The sequence below is a fragment of the Aquimonas sp. genome (genome assembly GCF_044377145.1).
Classification (GTDB): domain Bacteria; phylum Pseudomonadota; class Gammaproteobacteria; order Xanthomonadales; family Xanthomonadaceae; genus Aquimonas.
On the sequence record NZ_JBILJQ010000005.1, the window covers coordinates 9,772 to 29,249 of the forward strand.

General features: G+C 66.7%; 2 protein-coding genes. Both read right to left on the reverse strand.

Annotated features, from left to right (window positions below; genetic code table 11):
- Nucleotides 1-9: 9 nt before the first annotated feature.
- The gene (locus ACIQ7H_RS02935; protein ID WP_395788217.1) at nucleotides 10-18,423 is read right to left on the reverse strand and encodes a CARDB domain-containing protein; all 18,414 of its coding nucleotides are present in this window, start codon (nucleotides 18,421-18,423) and stop codon (nucleotides 10-12) included.
- A gap of 293 nt (nucleotides 18,424-18,716) precedes the next feature.
- Nucleotides 18,717-19,184 (reverse strand): hypothetical protein, encoded by a 468-nt coding sequence (locus tag ACIQ7H_RS02940; RefSeq protein ID WP_395788219.1) that lies wholly within the window; start codon nucleotides 19,182-19,184, stop codon nucleotides 18,717-18,719.
- Nucleotides 19,185-19,478: the final 294 nt, after the last annotated feature.

Genomic DNA, 19,478 nt, shown 5'->3' on the forward strand with positions numbered 1-19,478 from the left:
ACATCGACATCAGCCCTGCCCTCCAGCGCGATGCAGGCGCAGCAGCGCCGGCCCAAGCATCAGCAACACCATCAGCAGGATCGCACCGGGGCCCAGCACCGGGACCAGCTGCGGCCGCGCCAGGACGGGCGGTGTCGTGCTGCCGATCAGCTCGGTCTGCGCGCTGGCCAGCAGCACCTCGACTTCATCGCTGGCCAGCAGACGCAGGCTGACCACGCCGCGGGGCCAGCCCTGGGTGCTCAGGCTGAGGTCGTACTGGCTCGCTGAGCCTGCGGCCAGATCGAGGCGGCGAGCGTCGAGCTCGCGATCGCGGGCGTCGGCCATGCGTGCAATCAATCGCATCCGCACCGCCGGCTGCGCATGGGCGGCGTCGTTCCAGATCCGGACACGCACCGGCAGCGGCTGACCGGATCGCAGCTGCGGCGGAAGCTCCAGCGCACCGCGCAGGGCGAAGCCGCCGCGCCGCTCGACCCTCAGCATCGACCACGCGCCGGTATTGCCGGCCCGATCGATCGCACGCGCGCGGATCGTGTTGGCGCCAATCAGCAGCGGCACGTCATCGAAGCGGAAATGGCCCTTCGCATCAGCTGGGATCGAACGCCGGGTCGCGCCGACCTCGAGTTCGACCGTGGCCGCCGGCTCGGTACTGCCGAGCACATGAGTCATCGGGTTGCGGATGATGCTGTTGTCCACCGGCGCGGAGATCCGCAGTCCAGGCGCCTGCAGGTCGAGCTCGAACTCGAAGGCCTTGACGGCGCGGTTGCCTGCGGCATCGGTGGACTCGATGCGCAGACGATGCCGCCCGTGGGTGTCAACGACTTGACCGGACTGCAGGGGCTGGCCGTTCAAGGTGGCCGAGGTCTGCACCGGCGTTGCGTCAACCACAGTGAACGACACCCGCACGGGTTCCGCATACAGGCCGTTCTCGGCCACACCTCGAACACTGATCAGCGGCGGGCTGCGATCGATGGTGACGGCATGCGTGCGGATATCAGACACATTGCCGGCCGCGTCGAAGGCGCGCACCTGCAGGGCGGCTGCGCCTTCGTTCTCGATCGCCAGCGCGCCGGCCCAGAGGTTCGGCTTGGGCATCGATGCGAGATCCAGCCAGGCGCCCCCAGGCGACCGCGCCTGCACACGCTGGATGGCGCTCAAGGCATCGTCCGCCTGCACCTGCAGCGCCACCGGACCCGGCAGGAAGCTGCCGGCCACGGGCGCCAGCACCGTGACCAGCGGCGGATCGCGGTCAAGCAGCGGGAAGCTGGTCTCATCCAGCATCTGCCAGTTCGCTCCGATTCGCACCTGCAGGCGGACCCAGTGACTGCCCAGCACGCTCGGCAAGGGCGCGAATGCCTGCCGCGAAGTCTGCTGTTCGAGCGCACCCAGTGCGGCCAGCCAGTTCCTCTCGACGAGTACGTCCGCGCCTCGTCCGATCTGGATGCGGGCTTCGATCTGCGGGCGCGGCGCACCCAGCGTTTCCCTGACCTGCGCGATCACTTCAAAGGGCCTGCCGGCGGCGATCTCGACCGGCATCAGGCTGAGCTGACCGCCGATTCCTGCGGCTTGATCATCGCTGCGGAACACGCTGCGCACGACCGGCGGGCTGGTACGGCCCAGACGATCGGTGGCGATCAACTGCAACGGGTTGGCGCCGGGTACGAGCGCGACGCCATCGATGCTGAACTCGCCCGTGCCGGCGGCCGTCACCGCGTGACTCGAAGCCAGCCCGGTCAGGCTGACACGTGCCCCGGGCTTGGTCCGACCGCGCACCGACACCTGCGCGGCCGCCAGTACTGCGGCTTCCGTCGGCGTGTCCACAGTGAGCTGCACCGGCTCCAGATCCAGCGTGAAGTCGAGGGTTCGTTCGCTCACCTGGCCCAGCCGATCGGTGGCGCGTGCATGCAGGCGGTAGCTGCCGCTCACGCTGATCGGCGTGTCCGAGCTGAAGGGCTTATCGTTCAGTCGCAGCGCGAGTTGGTCGGGATGTGCGTCGAGCACGGTCACCCGCGGTGTCACCGCAGCGCCATAGAGGCCGCCGTCGACCACGCCTTCGACCTGGATCTGCGGCGGCGTGCTGTCGAGGGTGAAGAGGATCGGTGCCAGAACGGTCTGATTGCCGGCTAGATCAAGCGCGCGATACTCGACGGCGTGGGCACCGTCGGCCAGTTCGATGCGGGTCTCATAGTTCGCTGCCGCCGCCGCGGCCAGCGACAGCCATGGGCCAACGCCGAGGCGGTACTCGACCCCGGCCAGCGCATCGTCGTCCGTCGCACGCACACGCAGCAGTGCCGGGTTTGCCAGCAGCGCATTGGCCTGCGGCAGCAGTGCCGCCAATGCGGGCGGCCGTGCATCCAGCAGATCGAGACCGGCGCTGGCCAACAGCAGGCTTTCAGCCGGTCCGTCGAAATGGAGCTCCAGCAGCAGACGGCCCAGTGGCCAGGCGTCGGTCGCGAAGGCGAAGCCGGGCGCGGCGGTTTGGCCCGGCGCCAGATTCAGCGGCACAGACTGCTGGGCCAGCATCTCGCCGGCGGCCGCCAATATCCGCACGCGCAGTCGGCCCGCTGCCGGTTGCGACACGCTCCTATTGAGTACTTGCGCGGCCAGCTCGAGACCGAGGCCGCGTGGATGATTGGGGCCGGGTGTTACCAGGCTGCCCACCAGTCCGCCGGTGTCGGCCAGACGAACGACCTCGACTGCGGCGGTCGGCGAGACATTGCCGGCGCGATCGGTGGCCGTGGCTTCGATGCGGTTGACGCCCAGCAGCAGCGGAACCGCGTCGAGTGTCAGTGCACCTGCCGCGTCGGCCGATGCGGTCCGCGACCACGCACCGACGCGAACGGTGACCTCCAGCGCGGGCTCGGTCTGCAGCGTCACCGCGACCGTGGCCGCTCTGATCTCTGTGCCATCCACGGGAGCGAGAATGTTGAGCGCAGGCGGCGTGCGATCAACCGTGAAGTTGACGCTACGCGCGCTGCGGTTGCCGGCGCGATCACGCGCGACCACTTCGAGGGTGTAGCTGCCATCTGCGGTGACTGCCGAGCCCGAGGCAAAGGACCGGTTGTTCAACCAGCTCGAGACGGTGCCCAGGTGCAGATCATTCACCCCGATGACCGGGCTCACCGGTGCGCGATAGCTGACACCGCTCTCGACGCCTTCCACCGTGATCACGGGCGCGGTGTTGTCGACGATGAAGCGGTGCGGGCCAGATTCCGCCTGATTGGCCCAGGTATCGACCGCGCGCAGGTGCAGCGTGTGCTCACCGTCGGGCAGAGCATTCAGCGATGCGCTGAAACGGTTGCCAGCGGCGCTCAGGGCGCGCCAGCTGCTGCTGTTCAGCCGATACTCGGAGCGGTCCACCCGCGAGTGCAGATCCCAGATCTCGGCCTCAACGGCGCCCGGGGTGCGGATGGGTTGCTCACCGGGGCTCAGCAGCAGAAGCTCGGGCGCCTGCACGTCGATGGACCCGAAGCCACGCTGCGCCAACAGCCGCCACTGGCCCTCGCGCTGGACCTCGAGCACAGCCACATACGTAGCCGGCTGATTCGCCAGTCCCACCAGCTCCAGCGGGATGTCGAGGCTCTGGCCCGCCGCGAGCTCGATGCCCTGCTCATGGCTGAGCAACGGCTCCGAAGCGGGCACCGAGAACACCCGCACCCGCAACGGCAAGGCACCGCTGCCGGCGAGGCCTGCATTCTCTACCCGCGCCAACAGCTGGGCGGCCTGCCCAAGGGGCAAGGCCAGGCCGGGCTGCAGCTGCAGTTGACCGCGCAAACCGGTGGTCGTCGAAGCCGGCACCAGCTCCACCGAACGCTCAAGCGTACGTTCGATCCCGTTGGCGTTGAATTCGGCACGCAGCCTCCAGGTTCCCACCTCGGCGGGCGCGGCCAGCCAATGCAGGGTGCGCCGCAGGCTGTAGCCCGGCAGCATCATTCCGCTGGAGCCACTCCACACCAGTTGCTGGGCGCCACTCGGCGCAATCGCGCGCAGGCGCAGCTGTCCGCCGGCGATCAGCTGGTTTCCGGCGGGGTAGTCCAGCCCGAGCTCAATCGGCACCCCGGTACCGATCGCTGCCTGGGCCTGCAGTGGCTGCAGGCTGAGCTGCAGCGACAGCTGTGACTCGATCCTGAGCGCGAGCTGCTCGCTGCGCACCTGGTTGCCCGCAGGGTCGAACAGTTTTGCCGCGAGGAAGTACTCGCCCGCGAATGTGCTTGCCGGCGGCTCCCAGGACCACGCAGTCGACCAGGCCGACAGGCCACCGATCGCGCCAGTCGCTTGATCGCTGAGCTGGGTAATGGTTTCGCCCGCAGCATCCACCACGGCCAGCCGCAGCCGACCCTGGAAGGCGGACACCGTCTCGACCCTTGCTTCGCCCTCGAAGCGCGCACCCGCAGGTCGGGTGCTGGCATTCGCGCCCAAACGAAGCAAGGGCAAAGAATCCGTGCCCACCGACAGCGCTTGTTGTGCGGTGTTATTGGACTCGTCGAGCTCATCGATCTCGGCATCGGGATCCAGCACGACCCGGAGCTGGTAGTCGCCCGCTGCTTCCAGTACGCCCAACGGAACGTGCAGAACCGCGACACCCGACGGCGCGACTGTGGTCTCGCGGACGAAGCGCCGGGCGTCACCGGCGGGTGAGATCAGCCGCACCTCGACCTCCAGCATGCCGACATCCGCGCGCCCGCGGTTGTGAACCGACAACACCGCCGACTGCGCCTGCCCCAGGATGCCGCGCGCGGGCAGGAAGCGGATGTCCTGCGCGGAAATGGCGGCATCGGGTTGGTCTTGCTGGCTGCCTTCGAAACTCAGATCAATCGGTCGCGAACGCAGACTGCGGCTGCCGGTTTTGCGCTCGGCTACTGTCTCGATCTGATTGAGGCCCACGACCGGACGCAGGCCACGCACACAGAACTGGCCCGCAGGAGCGATCAGCGTCAGCGCCCTGCTGTTCGTCTCTGCGACCAGCAGCGCGCCGGACGGTGTCCACTGCAGACTCAGCGCGCGCACATCAGTCGAGGCGCGCACCACGCTGTCCACCCGGCTGCCGTCGTCGATCCGGCGGCGTTCGATCCGGTCGCCGTACAGCAGGGCGAATTCACGCCCGTCCGGCGACAACCGCGCATCTGCGATGAGCTCGTTGGCCCGATGCAGCAGTCGAACCGGCTGGCCGTTGCGTGCCAGCAGCACGCGGCTGCCCGAAGCGTCGCGCAAGCGGACCAGTACCGAGTCGTCCGTTCGGGCCAGATCAAGGTCTGCGAGTTCGCCCCCCACATCGACCGCAGTGACATTGCCGGTGACAACGTCCACGCGCAGCAGCCTGCCGGCGCGGGTCCGCGCATAGGCGATGGTTGAATTGGGCCACCCGCCAAACCGCAGCGTGTCAACGGGCTCCGTGATGGCCAATACCTGCGCTTGGCCGCTGTCGAGATCGACCCGCCAGACGCCGTTCGTGCCCTCGCGCGAACCCTGCACCAGCCAGCGCCTGCCAGCGACGTCAGAGGCGAACGCATCGATCGACTCCATGCCGAGATCGACGACATTGGACGCTCCGGAGCCGAGCTCCGCACGCACGACCCGTCGGGCCAGATCGATGCCGATCAGGGCCTCGCCATCAGCAGAAAACGCGGCCTGCTGCAATGGATCCAGCGCGAGGTCGCGCTGGGTGCCGGTCAACAGATCGCGCAGATAGCTGCGCCCGGAATCCTCGGACCAGACCAGTCGTCTGCCGTCCGGGCTCAACGCGGCCCACGCCAGTGCACCGGAATCCAGGCTGACTTGAGTGAGCGAGGCCTGGGCTGAGGCCAGCGCACTGCCACCGATGCGGTCGTTGACAAGCACTTCGACGGTAACGCCGGGCTCCGCCAGACCGCACACGTCGAACTGCGATTGGCGCCAGTCCAGCGCTTGTCCGGGCTGCCCGGGCCATGACGGATGCGGTATCGGCGGTGTCGACACATCGCGCACGACCGCCTCGAACGGAGCGCTCAACGCGCTCAGGTTGCCGAACGCGTCCTCGGCCTGGATCCGATAGAACAGACGCTGGCCGTAGCTCAAGCCGGCATGCAGCCAAGGCGACGTGCTCGGCCGAGCCAGTTCGCGATAGGGATCAGTGACACCCTCGCGCTCGCTGCTGAAGTGCAGCCGATAGCGCGCGGGCGTGACGCCGGCACCGGCTTGCCAGTGCAGGTACAGCGCCGGCTGCTGGGCATGCGCCACAGCGTTTACGAAACTGGGCACGCCCGGCAACGATCCAGTGACCTCAAGAACAATCTCGTTTGACGGCGCGCTGGCGTTGCCGACCGCATCATCGGCCGTCACTCGGTAGGCATAACGGCCGTTGGCGAGGTTGGCATCGTCGTACTGCGTGGTGCCGGCGGCAACATCGGCCACACGGCGTCCATTGCGGTAAACCGTATAGCGCGCAAGATCCGCAGCGGTCGATGCGGTCCACGTGAGCCGGGCGTTACGACCGTCCAGTTGACCCGCAAGCACGACGGGCTGCGGCGCCTGACTGTCACCGACTTCAGCCACCCATACCGGCGAACGCGGCCCTTCGAATCCGAGTGCTGAGACCGCAGCCACCCGGTATTCGTGGCGGCCATTGGCAACGAGATCGGTATAGGTCGTTGCCGACTGGATGGCGCGCAGCAACACCTCGACTTCGGCCAGCGCGTGTTGCCCGCCGACGCGTTGAGCGCGCCGCGGAACCAGCCTGAGCTGTTCCGTCGGGTAAGCCGTGGGCAGCACCAGGCGATACGTATCACCCTGCTGGTTGCGCACCTCAGCCAGCAGATTCCAGCGCTCGTCGAACCAGCCGAACAGGTCGAAGTCGCGGGCCGAGCGGTCCGCACTCTGCCAGCGGATTTCGAGCCCGCCGACCAAGCGGGTCGTGACCCAACTGAGCTGCAGTTCGCCGCTCAACGCATCCGACAGCGTTGCGGCCTGTTCGACCCAGACCGTCTGCGGGTCACCATCATTGACCTGCGGCAGCGGCGAACCGGCGCTTTGCGCCTGCACCTCATCCGTGCTGGGTGCGTCCAGTTGAAGCGCTGTACCGTTCCGGTAGATCCGGTAGCCGGCCGGCGGCGGACCCGACGGCGCCTGCCACTCGAGCTGCACGCCCAGACCATCCACAGCGCCGGACAGCGCGGCAGGGGCAGGCGGGAGTGCGCCACGCGTAACCCGCGTCGCGGCCGGGATGCTGCGGTTTCCAAGTGCGTCCTCGACCCGCAGCGTCCAGCTGTTGACGCCCAACCGCAGTGCCACGTCGGTGATGTTGAAGGTCTGCCCGGATTGCACCGCGCCCGCGGCGAGCGCGTCCTCGCCATCGCTCCAGCGTCGAACGAGCTGTGCGCTACCGTTGCGTGGGCTGCGAGCACTGAGCTGTGAAGACGTCTGCGCGGTCGGCGTGAGCGGCGGGTAGAGGGCGGAAAGCCCGAACACGAAGGCTTCGACCTCGGTCGACGCAATGGAGACATTGCCTACGGTGTCGAGCGCCCGCACGCGATAGCGGCTGGCGCCTTCGGGGCGCGCAGGATCGACGGTCGCCGGGCCCGCCAGCAGGCCGTTGTGGATGGGCTGCCACTGCCCATCGGCAGCCTGGCGCTCGACCCGATAGCCGGCAAGGTCGGGCTCGGCGCGGTGGGTCCAACCGATGTGGGCTTCGTAGGCGTTGGCATAGGCACGCACACCTTGCGGAGCGGGCGGTGGCGTCAGATCGGCATAGCGAACGCGGACCACGGTCGGTGCTGGGTCGACCAGGCCGCCGGTGTCAGTCGCAACAGCCGTCAGTTCAAACTCGCCGAACGCCAGTGCGCCCGGATCCAACACTCGCCGCCAGGGCGCCTGGGTTACCGGGTCGCCGATCGCGGTCCAAGGCGTGGCCCCTGCGGCCCGGTAGAGGAAAGCAACACTGGCGATATCGCGGTCTTCGGAGTGCGCGACAACTTCGATCGCGCGGTCGAACACCAGACCCGCCGACGGCTGCACGATCTCGGCATGCGGCGGCCCGGTTTCGCGGATGAACTCCCACGGCGCCGAGGGCGGGCTGACATTGCCCGCAGTGTCCACCGCATAGGCGCGATAGGCCAAGGGCCCATCGGGTGCCGCCTGGTCAAGATAGGCGTTCTGAGCAAAGGTCAATGGCCTTAAATCACCCGGCAAGGCGCCGGCGTGGGTGAGAAGGCGTCCGTTGCGGTACAGCAGATAGCCCAGGAGATCGGGCTCGCTGTTGGGGTTCCAGCGCAGATCGAGGTCATCACCGACCTCGGATCCAGCCAGACCGGTCGGTGCCGCCGGCGGCTGGTTATCGATGACCACCTCGACCGTGTCGCCACTGCGGTTGCCGCTGGTATCGCGGGCATCCAGCGCGAGTTGAATCCGCGTGTCTTCGGGGTACTGCAGGGTGTCCAAGTACGCGAGTCGCGCCGAACGCACAGGTTGGGTGGACTCGCGCAGAACCACACGATCGCCACCCACGAGGCGCGTCGCCACGAGCTCGAACCCGGCGAAATCGTCGGCGCTGTAGGCGGTACCACTGACTTCCACCCGGCCACGCAGGCGCTCGCCATTGCGCGGGCTGAGCAGGCGTGCCTCAGGAGGCGTGCGATCCACCCGGGCCGATGCGAGGTTGCTGGGCTGGCTACGGTTGCCGACCCGGTCCTGCGCCACCACGTAGTAGGACCACTCGCCATCGTCAAGGTCGCGATCCAGGTAGCTCCGCTGCGGCAGGGCTTGCACGTTGAGCTGCATGAACTCGGTGGCGGACTGTCTGAACACGAAGAAGCCGCTGAGGTCCGGCGCGTCTCCACCCTGCCAGACCAGCCGGACATTGCCGCCGGCTTCCGCCGTTGCGCTGAGCTGGATCGGAACCGGTGGGGGAAGGGTGTCGATCTCGACGCGCACCTGGTCGAAAGCGATCAGTCCCGCCTGGTCCTCGACTTCGAGCTTGAGCACGAGCGCGCCCTGCAGATCGAGGCTGAAGGGCGGCAGGAAATCGCCACTGACAGCTTGTTCGGATCGATACAGCAGCGACCATTCGCCCCGCTCGGCGGCCGCCGGTACGGCCGCGAACACGCGCAGTTCGGCGAAGTTGTCGTCGGTGGCGTTGACCTTGAGCTGGAGTGTCGAGGCGATCTGCTGCCCGTCCAGCGGGTCGAGTATCGCCGCGATGGGCGGTGTTCCATCAATGCGCACCGGCACCCGTTGCTCGGCGAGGTTGCCGGCGGCGTCCCAGGCCTCCAGATGCAGCAGGTAGTCACCATCCGGCTGCTCGGGTCGCCACTCGAAATCGATGTTCCGATCGCCCTCGCCTGCGACATCCTGCAGTACCGACCGATTGCCAGGCGTGCCGATCGGCGCGACGCTGAGCCGATACCGACGCAGATGCGGATCGCGCGCGGCACCAACCACTCGGCTGCTGCGATCCGCTGCGCGTGCGAGGACGGTTCCAGCCCTGGGCGCGTCCAGCGTCACGCTTGGCGGGCCGCAGTCCAGGGTGAACGCGCGCCGCTGTTCACTGCGATTACCCGCGCTGTCCTGTGCGCGCGCAAGCAGCTCGTAGTCGCCTTCAGCAAGCCCGGCGAAACCTCCCAGTTCGAACACGGCGTCGGCGCTGCCCCCGCCAGAGCGCAGCACGGCTCCTGCGCTGGAGCGAAGCTCGGCGGTGAAATCAAGCAGCCATGTATCCGAGACTTCCAGTGCCGCAAAGCCCTCGCAGCTGACGTAGTCGGTGTCCGGCGCAAGCCAAGCGAGCGCCGGCGCCTGCGTGTCCAGTCCCGCATCGAGTTCGGCCGTGTCAGGTTCACCACCGAGTTCCTGATCAACAGCGGCCACATGCACGCGGTACGTGTTGTCGGCCAGTACACCGGCATCGCCCATTCCGTTCCAGACGATTCGCACTGGGCCACTGGCGAAAGCCACCGCCTGGGCCGGGCGCGCGAGCACGGTGCCTGCGCTCGAACGGATCTCGACGTCGACGCGCGCATCACGCTGCAGCACCAGCATGAGCTCCAGCTCATCGCGAACACCGTCAGCATTCGGCGAGAACACTGGGTTCGCAAGCCGCGCACTCGCCAACACCTCGGGCCGGGGCAAGATCTCGAACTCGGATGAGACCTCCGAGCGGTTGCCGAGCGCGTCACGTGCACGCAGCCTTATCCAGGCCCGGCCAGTCGCACCCGCGGTCTGCCAGACGCCAAGCGCGCGCGCCTGCGGCACATTGCCGCGGCCGGAGGCGATCTCGGTCCATGGACCGTTCGCTGCGGATCGCGAGACTTCGATCTGGTAGGTGTCGGGATGCACGTCCACCAGCGACCCCACCACCTGCACCGCCGCGGCGCGAAGACCCGTTCCACTGGGTGGGGCGAGCAGCTGCAACTCGGGCGGCGTGGCGTCAACGCGGACGAAACGGTCCATCGTGGCCGTATGGCCACAGTCGTCCTGAGCCTGGATTCGCAGCGCGTAGACGCCATCATCGGCGGCTTGGCCAGAGATCTCGCCATTCCAGACAATGCTCAGTTCACCGGCAGGGCGAGCTCCAGCAAGCACGGTTTGCAGCGGGCCCTCGACCACCTCGAACGCCCTCGGTCCTTGCAGGCCGGTGGCGCGAGCGCGATGCAGCACAACGTTCAGCTGCAGTGGTTCGCGCGCGCGCAGGAACCAGCGTGCAACGCGATGCGCCGCATCGCCTTGCGGAGCGATGGCCGGGATCGCGCCACCCGATTGAGCGTGCAGGATCGACTCGGGATCACGGACTTCGCTCAGGCTGACCGCACTGTCCATCTCGACACGAACGGTCGTACAGGCCATGGCGCCGGACCAATCCAACGCGCGAAGGCGCAGCTCGACCGGGCCTTCGCTGACGAGGGCTGCGCCGGTTGCCGGGTTGACCAGGTTGGCAAGCGGCCCTGAGCGGGAGCGCGCAGACAATCGGGCTTCACTGGCGAACGGCTGCTCGTCGAGGACCCGACACAGACTGGGATCGCCAGCGCTGCAGGCGAAAGCATCGAAGCGCGACTCGGGTCCGATGGCGCTCGCTTGCTCCATGGCGAACAGTGCACGGGTGTCGGTGAGGACATGCCCATTCACGACTCCATCGAGGGAACCCTGGGTCGCGCATACGCGGGATCCCGCCACGGGTGACTGGATCGCCAGCTCGGCGGGGCTACGATCCACCGGAAAGGTCTGCAGGATTGTTGTGACTTCGCCAGCGCTTGAGGTCAGCTGAAGCCGCACGCGGGCCTCGCCCTCCAAGAGGTTGGAGGTATCCACCTCGAAGCCGGCCGTCGGAATGGCGGAGCGCGGACCTTCTGCGATCAGGCGCGGCTGAGTGGTCGTCGGATCGAGCAGTTCGAGCTTGAACTGGGTCGCCACCGACGCGGGGACGTCCACACGGATCCTTACAGAGCGGGTGGGTGCCGATCCACACTGCGGGTTGACCGTGGGGTTGATCTGCAGACTGGCATTGGGGCCTCCACCTCCGCCTGGAGTCACGCACGCGTTCAAGCGGGTCGGCGGCGAGAGTTCGCGCGCTCCGTTGGCAAGGGTTGCCAGTACCTGCGCGCTGATGCCATTCAAATTCAATCCACGCGGCAGCTGGAACTCAACCCGGAAACTCCCCGTGGGCCAGGGCCCGTTCGGGACCGGGCGCAGCACCTGCTGTGTTTGTGTGACTCCCAGAGGCTGCAGACGCAACTCGATGTCTGCTACCGCATCGCCCAACAGCGCCGAAACCACCAGGCTTCCTCGCGGATCCACACAGGAGTACGAGATATCGCCCGTGGCGAACATGAAGGCGTTGGACTCGAGGCCTGAGGCCTGGTCGCCGCGCAACCGCAGGGCCAATCGCTCCCCCATCGCAAAGTCGCTGAGGTCGGCTTCGATCGAGAACACATGATCGGCCACGCGCGTGGGCACGCGGTCCGCTACAGTGCGCCAGTCCAGTCCGGGGTTGCCCGCGAAGTCGTCAAGCGAGCGGGCCAGGTCGAGCTTGACGGCACCGGGGTCGGGCTTGTCGGACAGGAAATGAATGGAACTCGCCGGTCGACGAGGAATGACGGTCGGGAGGCCCGATGTACCTGGTCGAGTGTGCTGAGGAACATTCTCAGCTCGGCTTGAGTCTGGCGGCAATGACTGCCAGACAGCGGAGCGCGGAACCTCGGGCGTGCCCAGCAGCACAAGCAGGGGCGGCGCTGGGGTGAGGTCACGCGACACGGCGTTGCCGGCAGCATCGCTGACCCGCACGCGATAGCGGAAGCCGAAGACATCCGAGTACTGCATGCGCACTGCCCCCTCCGACTCACCCGGTGGCAGGACGTTCTCGGCCCACACGGCCCAGGCGGGGTCTTCCGCCTGCCGACGCAGCAGATCAACCTCGAGCCCTGCTGCCGAAGGCGCGGTGCCCATAGGGTCCAGAACGCCGCCCAGCAGGACACCGGGGCCCGGCTCAGCGGGCGGATACAGCGGCCGGAATTCCGCCACACCGAGGCTCGGAAACACCGTGTCGACAGCAACCGGGAATGCGAATCCAGCCGTCAGCTCCAGGCGGTAACGGCCATCGACGACCGGCTGGCCGGACTGGTTGCGGCCGTCCCAGACCCAGTTTTGATCACCCAGATCCTGGCTGCCGAAGACGCGATCCGCACTGTACACAAGGGCACCGGAGAGGTCTCTGACACGCAGCCCAAGCTCGGTGGCGCGTGCGACCACGAAGGACAGTTCCACAGAGTCCTGCACGCTGTCGCCGTTCGGAGAGATCGCCCGATGGTCCCGGCGCACCGAGGAGATCGGCGAAGCGAAGGCCAGCTCGGCCGAGGCATGACTGCGACGCACATTGCCGGCGCGGTCGACGACACTGAGGCGGAACAGGTAGGCGCCGGCACTGGGGGGCGCCCAGGTGAGGAACTCGGTCTGGCGCACCTGCTCACGGACCGGCGCCTGCAGCATGAGCCAACGTTCGGGTTGATGCGCATGCGCGTACTCGATCAAGTAGTGGTCGAGGTTGCGGTCGGTCGCGAACCCGCTGAGTTCGACCGACCGGCCATTGCTGGAAGCTCGCAGTTCGGCGCGCAAGCGATCCAGGCTGGACAGGACCGCGCCCAATCGGGATGGATCCGAGCCGCTGCCCAGTTCGAGCCGCGTCTCCTCATGGCTGGCGTCGAGCAAGGTGCCGGCAAGCGCCCAAGGTCTGCTCAGGCTGCCATCGCTTCGCTCCACCCGGCCATCGCTGCGCAGGTGGACGCCAGCGGACTGGAAGAACACCGGCCAGGCGGCGGGCAACACCGCGCGCTGGGCCTCGTAGCGCAGCATGGGGTAACGCTGAGTGTCCGCCTCACCGCGCAACGGCCAAGCGGTCAGCCCACCCAAAGACCGGATCTGCGGCGAACCGAGGGACACTGCGATGAGGTCAGTCGCGCCCTCGCAGACCGCCGGTGGGGCGTCGACGTACAGGCCCGGCTCGCGGTCGGCAACGATCTCGCCCCAGCTCAGGAAGAGCTCATCTGCACGCGGGTCCAGCAGGCGACGCTCGAATTGTCCTGACCTTGCCAAACCGGACCACGAGGGCGCCACGCGCGCCGGGCAGCGCTCGGACGCACCATGGGGGTCGCCGAGGTCGGTCCACACAGAAGAGTTGTCGACGGTGTCGACGTAACCCTCGACCCGGAGAGGGGCGGTAAGCGGACGCGAATCCAGCGGGTTGCCGCGCGCACTGAAGCGCTGAAGCCGCTGATTCGAATAGTCGACAAGCACCGCTTCGGCACGCTCCTCAAGCCAGAAAGCGCGAGCCTCCGCGTAGCCCGCCCGACCCGATACTGCATCCTTCGCAGGCCGAGACTGAGACCCCGCGTAACAGCCGGAGGGACCTTGACTCTCGAACAGCGTGCGGCTTTCACCTGACTCGAGATCGACCAGAACGACCACTTCTTCGAATGCGGTTTGGCGATGCCAGATCAGCCGCGGCTGCGAAGGCAGAGCGTGCGCCCGCAGCAGGCAATCGGCACCGGTCAGCTGGGGCAGGACCACATCGACCGGCGGCGCAGCGGGATCAGCCGGGACGAACAGCGCGGGTATGGTCGTATCCGCATAGTTGGACGGAACGCCAAACAGCACGCCACTCGGATAGACCTGCATGAGCCGGGCGGCGGAGTTGCCGGTATCGACCTCACGCGCGATCCCCGACTGCAGACTCAGCATCCAGAAGCGCCCGAAACCCGCCGCGGGGCCGAGCAGTACGTGCGTGTCACCGAGCAGACCGAGGATGCGGAGCTCAACGCCCACGGCTGGGACGGTGCCGATTTGCCTGGGCTGATCGAATGCAGCCGGGTCCTGCACCCACACGGAACCCTGAGGGCTGGCGAGAGTAAAGACCAGTTGACCGTCCGCGCGCTCGTTCAGCATCAGATCAACGACATCGGATGCGCCATTGCGGTCCAACCAGCGCGCGCTCAGCACCGGCTCGACGCCGCCAAACAACGCGTGCGTGCGGGCAATGCCTCGCTTGAGCGCGTTGGCTGCGTTGGCCTGGTTTCCGCGGGTGTAGAGATAGTCTTCTGTCCGACTTCCGGCCGCCGCGCGCTGCCAGGCGTGAACGCTCGCGGGCAGACGCCTCACCAGTGCAGCCTCGGTGCCGACGGCATCCAGCGCCATCGGTCGGTCGGTATCCAATACGACGCGCACCGGGCCGATGCTGCGCGCATCCGTGGTCAGCGCGGCGATGTAGTAAACACCGTCAGGCATTGCTCGACCCGCAGCATCGGTGCCATCCCAGTCGGCCGCTATTCGCGCCAAGGCGCCGGCATCCGTGGTGGCAAGCTCGGCCACAGCTTGACCTCGCTCATCCCGCACCTCGATCTTCTGCAGCGGCTCCTGGCCAAGATCGAACAGCAGGGTAGTGCGGTCCTTGATCCCGTCGCCGTTCGGCGAGAAGTAGGGAACACTCGCGTAGGCACGCCCAGGCTGGACGGCAAGGATCAGACTGGCCTCGTTGTTGCCTCTTGTCGCATCTTCGAAGGCCTGCTCGGGATCGATCTGGACGTACAGACTGTCGACGTTTTCGAGCTGCCCGAACTGCCATTCCCAGCTCGGGGAAGCGCTGTCGCCCGGTCCGATGGCAGGCAGTTGCAGCGGCTGGCCGACAGCGCGCAGAACCCCCTGCGCACGCTCGTACAGATGGATCAACGCCGGCGCAGACGCCTGTTCACCGAGGTTCGATACCCGTACGCGCGCACTGACCGGGAGCCCCTGCACGGGCGACTCCGGTACGATTTGGAACGAGGCGCTGCTGGCGTGAAGATCGGGCAAGCCGAGCGCAGTCGCTTCGGCGATTCCCAGATTGTTGAGTTCGCTGCGCTCATCGACTTCGAGATCACTGTCGACTAGAACGAACAGCGAAACGTCGCCGCGGGCCGGGAAGCGCTCGACAGAGAACTGCAGGGTGGTTTCCGCGCCGGCTGCCAGGCCATCCTCCAACCGCACGACCGCCAGCCGCTGCCCGCCACCCTGTGGGTCGCCGAAGAACAGCGCAGCGCTGTTTGCGGGTGCGCGTCCTGCACCGATGTTGCGGACCGACGCAGCGACATCCAATGCGCGCCCCTGCAGCGGCACTCCCGGGGTGACTCGAACGGAGCCTGGTACCACCAGCAGGTCGGGCTCGATGCTACGGCCGATCTCGACATCGAATGGCGCGAGGTTGTTGACCTCATCAAGCTCCGCAAGCGCATTGTCCGGATCGGCGGACACGCGCAGGCGATGCAGCCCTTCGCGTTCCGGGCGCCAAACGAAATCGACGTCGACCTGCGCACCTGCAAGCGCTGTTACCGTCCGACGCTGGAGCTGGTCCCATCCCTGCGGTGTCTCCAGTTCAAGCGCGAGCTCACTGGCTGGAGCATCGACTGTTCCCGCATTGCGAACACGGGCTCGAATCCGCACGTCTTCGCCAAGTTCGGGCGCCTCGGGCAGCACTTGCAGTTGGCTTGTTGCCACGGCCAGATCGAAGCCCTCGCTTGGGCTCAGGCGCAGCGGAATTCTGTTGTTCGACAGCCGGGAATCTGTCTGCGTACCGCCTGCAACGATGCTGAGTTCCAACTCGTGCACGCCCAATGCTTGCACTTCGAACTCGAGCAGGAAGACTTGGGAAGCGCCCGGACCGACGTCAAGCGCAATCTCAGCAAGCCGCTGACGCCCCCCGGACAGCAAGCGTTCGAGCTGGAGCTCCGCGCCCATGGCCGCTTGAGTGCCAAGATTGCGGGCCACGCCCTCAACGCGGATGCGCTCACCGATGCGCGTGTAGCGGATCGGTTCAATGCGCACATCCTGCGGATACAGGCCCAGATCCAGCGGCGCCGAAGCCGCGATAGTCAACAGACGCAGTTCGGCGCTGTTGTCTGCTTCGCTGACTTCGAGGATAGCGTCCTGAGGATCAACCGTTGCGCGCAGCAATGCGTCGGCCGAAAACTCCGAACTTTCGATCTGCAGGCTCAGGACAGCACGATCGCCAGACAGCAGCGGCGCAAGCTCGATGGGAGATCCGACTGCAGTCGGTGTCGGGCCGCCGCCAGAGAGCAGATGCCACTGCAGGGTGCTAGCTGGCGCGCGTTGCCCACCCGTGTTGGCCACCGTCACCGACAGCCGGATGGGCTCGCCCCGCACTGCCGGACTTGGAGTTTGCTGGAGATCGCGCACCACCAGGTTGGGCTGGGCTTGCAGTGTCAGCGCCAATGTCGCCACAGCCGTCGTGTGGATGCTGCCTTCCCAGTCGCCGGCTGCGCCCTGGCGTGCTGCCAGTGCCTGGCGCAAGCGCAGCCTCAAGGACTCCGGCAGCTGAAGTGCGCCGGCAAACTGCAGCGCCTCTGCGATCTCGCTGACCGGAACCGCCTGCTGGCCCTGCAACTGTGAGCTCAGCAGACGGTCGATCACCCAGTCGCGAGCGCGCGCCGCCGGCGCGGATCCGCTGCTGCCCGGAAACGCGCGCAGCAGCGCACGCGCCGCATACAGCGATACCCGCAGCCGACCTGCGCCGTTCGCCACGGTCGAGAAGCCACCATCGGCGGCTTGCGTACTCGCAAGATAGGCATGGACCTGGCCGCGGGCGGCTGCAGAAAGCAGGCTGGTCTCCGCATCGATCCAGGCTGCAAGCGCGGAATCAAATGGGCTGGAGACCCAGCCGGAGCGAATCGCAGTTCCGCCGTCTCGGGCGGGCGTGGGCATTGTCTGGCTGTGCCCTGCATGTACCTGCTGCAACGCATCGTCGCTGTTGTGGCTGTTTTGCGAGCGCAGGAAATCGTTGGCCCGCGACAGTCCTTCGTAGGTCGGGTCCAGCTGGCGAATCGCGGCGATTGCTGCGGTGGTGTCGCGAATCCTGGACGACGGCCGATCCGACCATGCGCCGGTGACGCTCTGCCGCGACTTGAGCCAGACCAGTCCTGCCGCTACCGGGTCGGCATGCGAGAGCAGGGGGCCACCCGAGATCGGTACGGGCGAGCCCGATCCACTGGAAGCTCCGGCCGCATCGATGAATTTGAGGCTGGCGCGGCCATCCGTGATCGACTGGAAGTAGGACTCGAAACTGAGCGCGAAGCGCTGCAACTGCATCAGGTCCGCGGGATCCGGGGTCTCGCCCGGCCGCCCAAGAAACACCAAGGCCGCGCGAAAATTTCGTTGGGCCGTCGACGCATCAGGCAGGCGAGCGCCTTCTGCCTGCACCAGCTGCGAAATTCGCACCTCCTGCGCACTCGCCGTCGTCGAGAGGCCCACGCTGGGCAGATCAGTGGGGTCCAACGCGCTGCCGCGCAGCAGCCGCAGAGGCGCGACTTCCGACGCATGCGCGAGACCAGCGAGATAGAGATCCCAGTCGGAGAACCGCTCACGCGCCTCGACAATCCGGAATTCACCCGGCGCGACCTCATGCCAGCGGGCGCCGAACATCACCGAGGCTGAGGTGTCTGCCAGCAGGCTCCAGTGGGCGCCGTCCCGTCCGATCAGGGCAGAACTTCGGCTGCCATCTGTATCGATGAACCGCACCCCGACACCCCAGCGATGCATCAGCTCATGCCCCATCGTGTTCAGGGCGGGCTTGAAGCCAGGGCTCCGGGGATTGAGCTCGTATCGGCTCAGGGCGGCCATGTCGACATAGCCCTGCAATCTGCCCGAGCTGCCGAAACGTGCGCTGTTGTCGAAGATCGGCTGGCCGATCCCTTCGACATCGTTCTTGACCGGGTTGTAGAAGGCCTGCGCGTCCCCGGTTGCAAACTCGAAGCCGGTAAAGACCACAAGGAAATCGACTTCATCGGGCCGCTGACTGAAGTAGGTTCGCGCCACATCAAGGCGCGGAGCCGTCAACCCGCGGGAATAGTCGCCGTCGAGCTCGAACACATGCACCAGGCCGGTGTTCCCGACAAGGCGGGCAGCCGAGGCACCTGTCTTTGCCACAGCCAGATCATGGTCAGGCTGTTCTACACACGAACTGAGATCCGGATATGCACTGAAGTTGGCAGGAGCGGCCGACGCAGCGTAGGCCTGTGGCGAGACCTGCAACAAGCAGGCGGCCAGCAGCCCGAGCACCCGGGACGTCCACGTCACCCGCACGGTCGAGAATCTGTGGCAATGGCGACAAGGCCCACAGCCGACGGGAAACGACAAGTCGCAGCAAACTCGCGCGAGGAAGCGCCTCGGACTCTCGATCACCGCCCGCGCCAGAGAATGCAGTAGGCCTCCGACGACACTCACTGGCTTTCGCCCGGAGCTGCGGGGAGCGGATAGACGTTGTTGCGCAGGATGGGCGGAGTGGGCTGCACACTTTGCCCGAGCTGGACCTCCGTCAGCTCAAGAGTTCCTGGAACCGCACTCAAGCGCTCGATCAGGACAGCGTTGTTTGCGACCCGAACGAGCCTGAAATCGCCGTTCGGGAAATCGTCTTCCACGACGACCACATGCAGGCGGCTGCGATAGCGGAAGACAGCTGCACCGGTCGACTCAGACAGACCGACGAGAACCGGAGCATCCTCGACCAGGACCTCATCCGGCGGCGCGTTTTCAGCGAGCACCGCTGAACTCGATGCGAGCAAGCACGCGAGGAAGGCGCGACGCAGGCGAGGATGGCTCACCGCCAGCGAGCAGACTGCAAGCTTTGCGCGAGCTGCGAGCCCAGTCGATCCGCAACTATGAAGGAAGACGCCGTGGAAGAAGGTCATGGAAGGCCAATGGAGTGGAAAGCTTGTGCACGGCCGGGAGGCAGAATATGAAAGCTAGAAAACTAGTCCCATAAGTCACGGCTGGCACATTAGTTGAGCCTTAGGGAGGATTCAAGTGCGGCAGTATCCAGCCCTACTCACTCTGAAAGCTCCCGGCCATAGCCGTGTACGTCCGCCTTGACGGGCCGATACCCGGAACGGGAACAGGAACGCAGCGACCAGACGCACACGGCTCGCTGCACGGCGCACACCGGCCGCGGAGAGCGACAGCTCTCCATTTGAATTCTTGATGCT

Excerpts from the sequence above, each read along its gene's own strand:
- ACIQ7H_RS02940 (WP_395788219.1), bottom strand. The coding sequence starts at position 19,184 with ATGACCTTCTTCCACGGCGTCTTCCTTCATAGTTGCGGATCGACTGGG.